This is a genomic window from Bacillus sp. JJ1764, assembly GCF_036962145.1.
Lineage (GTDB): Bacteria > Bacillota > Bacilli > Bacillales > Cytobacillaceae > Neobacillus.
Genome location: NZ_JBALNY010000051.1, coordinates 1 through 5,047, shown reverse-complemented (window position 1 = coordinate 5,047; position 5,047 = coordinate 1). Strand labels below are relative to the sequence as shown.

The following is a 5,047-nucleotide window of genomic DNA, read 5'->3' as shown; positions in this document are numbered from 1 at the left end:
AGCTCATCAGCCCCTTGCTCATCGTAAAAACGCGCCAGCTCCACCGGATCCCCAGCATCGCGAAGCTGAACAAATTGAATCCCCTTGACTACTCGCCCTTCTTTTACATCAAGGCAGGGGATAATTCGTTTCGTTAATGTCATTTATCTCACCTCTGTCTGATTGCCAACCAGTGTTAATGCTTCTTTTAAAGTAAAACGCTGTTCGTATAGGGCCTTGCCAACAATAGCACCGCTAATTCCCTTTTCTGCAGACAGATTCTTGAGATCCTCTAAACTACTAACCCCACCAGATGCAATCACATTTTTCCCTGTTACTATTGCCAGTTCACTTACCGCGGCAATATTTGGCCCCGACAGCATGCCGTCTGTTGCAATATCGGTAAAAATAAATGTCTCCGCTCCGGCATCAGCGAAACGTTTACCAAGATCCACTGCTTTGACTTTGCTGGTATCCAGCCAACCATGTGTAGCTACATAGCCGTCCTTTGCATCAATCCCAACGGCAATTTTTTCGCCGTATTTTTTTATCATCTCAATCGCAAACTCCGGTTGTGACACTGCGATGCTGCCAATGATAACCCGGTCTACCCCATTTTCCAAATAATGAAGGATATCCTCCTCTGTGCGAATGCCACCGCCAATTTGTACTTTCACATTGGTCAATTTGGACGCAGCTTCAATAACGAATCGATCATTGACTCGCTTTCCATCCTTTGCCCCGTCAAGATCAACCATATGAATCCAAGCTGCACCTGCTGTCGCGAAGTTTTTTGCCATATCATAGGGCGAATCCCCGTAAACCGTTTCCTTCCCATAATCTCCTTGGAGAAGGCGGACACATTTTCCACCGCGCATATCAATCGCCGGATATAAAGTGAAACTCATTTTACCGCCTCCTTTTCTACAATTTTTAAAAAATGGTGTAACAGTGCCATCCCAAGCCGGCTACTTTTTTCCGGATGAAATTGCATGCCGTAAACATTGTCTTTCCCGACAACCGCTGACACTTGTTCATGATAATCGGCTCTAGCAAGAAGAACATCGGATTCAGCCGCATCTACAAAATACGAATGAACAAAATACACATAATCTTCTTCAAGATTTTCTAGAAGTGGAGAGGACTTCACAAATTCAAGCTTATTCCAGCCCATATGCGGAACTTTGTAAAGCTCACCTGCTTCGGTTTTTCCAGAAAAACGGCGAACATGTCCTGGGAGAAGGCCCAATCCCTTTGTCAATCCGTTCTCATCACTGCTTTCAAACAGCAGCTGCATGCCCAAGCAAATTCCCAGCAACGGTTTCCCTGAAGAGGCAAATCCTTTTAGCATGTCCACAGGCAGCCGTTCCATCGCGTCACGAAAGGCTCCAACCCCCGGAAGAATCAGGGCATCTGCTGCAAGCAGCTCCTTCTGGTCAGCCGAGATAAAATAGTTCGCACCCAAACGTTCGAGCGCCTTGCTTACACTAAATAAATTCCCCATGCCATAATCAACGATCCCAATCTTGGTGCTTGTCGCCATTACAACATCCCCTTTGTGGACGGGACACCTTTGATCCGAGGATCAATCGTAGTTGCTTCGTCAAGTGCACGGGCTAATGCTTTAAAAATCGCTTCAATGATGTGGTGGGTATTTTTTCCGTAATGAACAATCACGTGCAGGTTCATTCGGGCTTCGAGCGCCAATTTCCAAAGAAATTCGTGCACCAGTTCAGTATCAAAAGTGCCAACTTTTTGCGCCGGAAATTCAGCACGCATTTCGAGGTGCGGTCGATTACTGAGGTCAACAACCACCTGAGCTAAGGCCTCATCCATCGGAACAAAAGCATTTCCATAGCGTTTAATCCCTCTTTTGTCACCGAGTGCTTCTCTTAAGGCCTGACCTATACAAATCCCGATGTCCTCAGTAGTATGGTGGTCATCCACCTCAATGTCCCCTTTAGCATCAACAGATAAATTAAATTGACCATGCTTCGTGAACAAATCGAGCATATGAGTGAGAAAGGGTACGCCTGTGTCGAGTTCAGAGCGCCCCTCTCCATCAACATCAAATGCCAGCTGAATTTTGGTTTCATTTGTATTTCTTTGTATTCGAGCAACTCGTTCCATGAGGGTATCCTCCTTGATTTTTGCATATTGAATTTGGTTCGGTTTGCAAGTAACAGGCTAAGTTTCGCAAGTAAACTAATTTATAACGCAAGTAAATGCCGTTTTTCGCAAGTACCCTATTTTTTATCGTTTTCTAATCTAATTTCAACCGCACGGGCATGGGCTTCAAGCCCTTCCATACGCGCAAAGGCTGCGATCTTTGCTCCATTTTCATGTAACGCCTGTTTACCGTATATAATCACGCTGGATTTCTTCTGAAAATCATCCACATTTAGCGGACTTGAGAACCGAGCCGTCCCATTTGTTGGCAGAACATGGTTTGGACCGGCAAAATAATCGCCAACAGGCTCAGAACTATAACGGCCCAGAAAAATTGCACCTGCGTGACGAATCTTTCCAAGCAACTCCATTGGGTTTTCTATCACTACCTCAAGATGCTCTGGAGCTAACTGATTCACGACCTCCACTGCTTCTTCCATATCAGCTGTAATGTAAATTTCACCATAATCTCGAATCGACTGACTGGCAATTTTCTTTCGAGGTAGTAATGCCAATTGCTTTTCCACTTCTGCTGCAACCACTTCAGCCAATTTCTCCGACGGTGTAACGAGAACACTGCATGCTCTTGGATCGTGTTCGGCCTGTGATAACAGGTCAGCGGCGATTTCGTCCGCACGTGCTGTGTCATCCGCTAAAACAGCAATCTCGCTAGGGCCGGCGATCATGTCGATATCCACATCACCGAATACCTCACGTTTGGCAAGTGCCACAAAAATATTTCCCGGCCCGGTGATCTTATCTACAGGAGTGATGGACTTCGTTCCGTAGGCAAGTGCGGCAATTGCTTGGGCACCACCGACCTTATAGATTTCCTCTACTCCTGCTTCCTTCGCAGCTACGAGGACTGCCGGAGGTAATTTTCCGTCCTCATCAGGCGGCGACACCATAACGATCCGGTTCACACCAGCCACTTTTGCAGGAACGACATTCATTAGCACGGAGGAAGGATAGGCTGCAGTTCCGCCGGGAACGTAAACTCCAACTGAGTCCAGAGGGGTAATTTTCTGCCCAAGAATCGTCCCGTTTTCTTCAGTGGTCATCCATGATGGCCGAAGTTGTTTTTCATGATATACGCGAATGTTTTGAGCCGCTTCACGAACAACGGTCAGAAACTCATCATCTACTTGCTCATAGGCCTCTGCAAGCTCATTTTCTGTGACGGAAAAAGACTCAAGCCGAACACGGTCAAATTTTTCCGTAAACAATCTGACGGCCTCATCGCCACGTTTGCGAACCTCTGTGATTATGTTTTTTACAATCAACTCCTGCTCGGCAGTCCCCGCTTCAATGGAGCGTTTAAGTGAAACTAGATTGGTCACTTTTTGTATCTTCATATTACACACCTCCGCTAAAAACCACTTCATGGAGCCGGGCCACCAGTTCATCGATCAATGTATCCTTCATCCGGTAGCTGACTGGATTGACAATCAGCCTCGACGTCACATCAGCGATCTTTTCATATTCAACAAGTCCGTTTTCTTTCAGAGTTCTTCCAGTTGAGACGATATCGACGATTCGATCAGACAGACCGATTAACGGAGCCAACTCGATAGAGCCATTTAATTTAATAATTTCCACTTGTTCACCCTGTTCGCGAAAATAAGCTTCCGCCACGTTTGGATATTTCGTTGCGATACGTGGTGCCACATCATTCATTTTGGTATTGGGCAGACCAGCAACTGCTAAATAGCAATAACTGATTTTCAGATCAAGCAGCTCATATACATCGCGCTCTTCCTCCAACAGGACATCCTTCCCGGCAATCCCGACATCAGCCACGCCATGCTCCACATAGGTTGCCACATCCATTGGTTTGGCTAAAATAAACCTTAACCCTTCTTCTGGAACATCCAGTATTAGTTTTCGTGAATCATCAAATTCTGGCGGTAAACGGTAGCCTGCTTTTTTGAGTAATTTCAAAGCTTCTTCAAAAATTCGCCCCTTGGGCATCGCAATGGTCAGTATGTTCTTCATTACCGTGGCCCTCCAATTAAAAACGTTGTCTCGGCGAATTTTTTTGTAAAAACATCAAGATTCTTTACACCGGTAATATCTTGAAGCACTGCCTGTTGTCCTTGTTCATGAAGCTCCTGTGCCAGTTGGAAGGCTTCCTTGCGCCGCTCCTGGCTGAACAAGATACAATGTTTTGGTGTCTCCGACTTGCCATCCCCCAACGCCTCCAGAAGCATATCCATCCGGATGGCAAACCCAGTCGCACTGGCCTTTTTGCCAAACTTCTCAAGCAGACTGTAACGGCCCCCGTTACCGATCGGAAAGCCGACACTTCCGGCATAAACTTCAAATAAAATTCCAGTATAATAACTCATATGACTGACAATCGATAGATCAAACCGCACATGTTCCTGAACTCCATAGTCTTCCAACACCTTCCAAAGCTCCTGGAGTTCTGTGATCGCTTGTTTTCCTTTATTGTTCTCCGTAATCTCGACAGCTTGTTCAAGGACCTCTTCTCCACCACGCAATTGCAGAAGCTTTAATAGCCTTTGTTTATCAATTGTCGAGAGATTAAATGAATATACATTTTCACGATAACCGACATAATTTTTTTCATATAAAAATTTCCGTAGAGCTGTTGCCCGGCCGTTTGTCCCGAGGATCTGCATAAATAATTCCTGAGAGAAACCAATATGACCAATGGATACTTGAAAATCAGTCAAACCTGCTTTTTTTAAGGAGGATATCAATAAGGCAATGACCTCGCCATCACATGAGATCGTTTCATCATTTAAAAATTCTACACCGATTTGTTCAAATTCCGCTGGTCGGCCACCCTCACGCTGCTGGGCTCGAAATACATTGGCGGAATAGGCTAAGCGTACCGGAACATCCTCTTCCAAAAGCTTCGACGCTGCCACCC

Annotated in this window: 7 protein-coding genes; all 7 read right to left on the bottom strand. The window is 45.7% G+C overall.

Translation table 11 applies throughout. The features are described 5' to 3' along the window. A partial coding sequence (locus tag V7083_RS08380) for a HisA/HisF-related TIM barrel protein (RefSeq protein WP_335477069.1) occupies positions 1-143 on the bottom strand: 143 nt, incomplete at its 3' end. Then, the gene (hisA, locus tag V7083_RS08375) at positions 144-887 is read right to left on the bottom strand and encodes a 1-(5-phosphoribosyl)-5-[(5-phosphoribosylamino)methylideneamino]imidazole-4-carboxamide isomerase (protein ID WP_335477011.1); all 744 of its coding nucleotides are present in this window, start codon (positions 885-887) and stop codon (positions 144-146) included. Continuing rightward, on the bottom strand, positions 884-1,522 hold the full coding sequence (gene hisH, locus V7083_RS08370; protein WP_335477009.1) for an imidazole glycerol phosphate synthase subunit HisH: 639 nt from the start codon (positions 1,520-1,522) through the stop codon (positions 884-886). Before hisH ends, hisA begins: the two co-directional genes overlap by 4 nt. Then, positions 1,522-2,109, bottom strand: a complete 588-nt coding sequence (gene hisB / locus V7083_RS08365) for an imidazoleglycerol-phosphate dehydratase HisB (protein WP_335477008.1) — start codon at positions 2,107-2,109, stop codon at positions 1,522-1,524. The genes hisH and hisB overlap by 1 nt, the downstream gene beginning before the upstream one ends. A 116-nt stretch (positions 2,110-2,225) precedes the next feature. After that, complete coding sequence (hisD, locus tag V7083_RS08360) at positions 2,226-3,503, bottom strand: histidinol dehydrogenase (RefSeq protein ID WP_335477006.1); 1,278 nt, start codon at positions 3,501-3,503, stop codon at positions 2,226-2,228. Between the two features lies 1 nt (position 3,504). After that, positions 3,505-4,143 carry an ATP phosphoribosyltransferase gene (gene hisG, locus V7083_RS08355; protein ID WP_335477004.1) on the bottom strand — a complete coding sequence of 213 codons (639 nt, stop codon included), beginning with the start codon at positions 4,141-4,143 and terminating at the stop codon, positions 3,505-3,507. Further along, positions 4,143-5,047, bottom strand: a 905-nt coding sequence (locus tag V7083_RS08350; RefSeq protein ID WP_335477002.1) for an ATP phosphoribosyltransferase regulatory subunit, incomplete at its 5' end; no start/stop codon positions are given. The genes hisG and V7083_RS08350, both read right to left, overlap by 1 nt.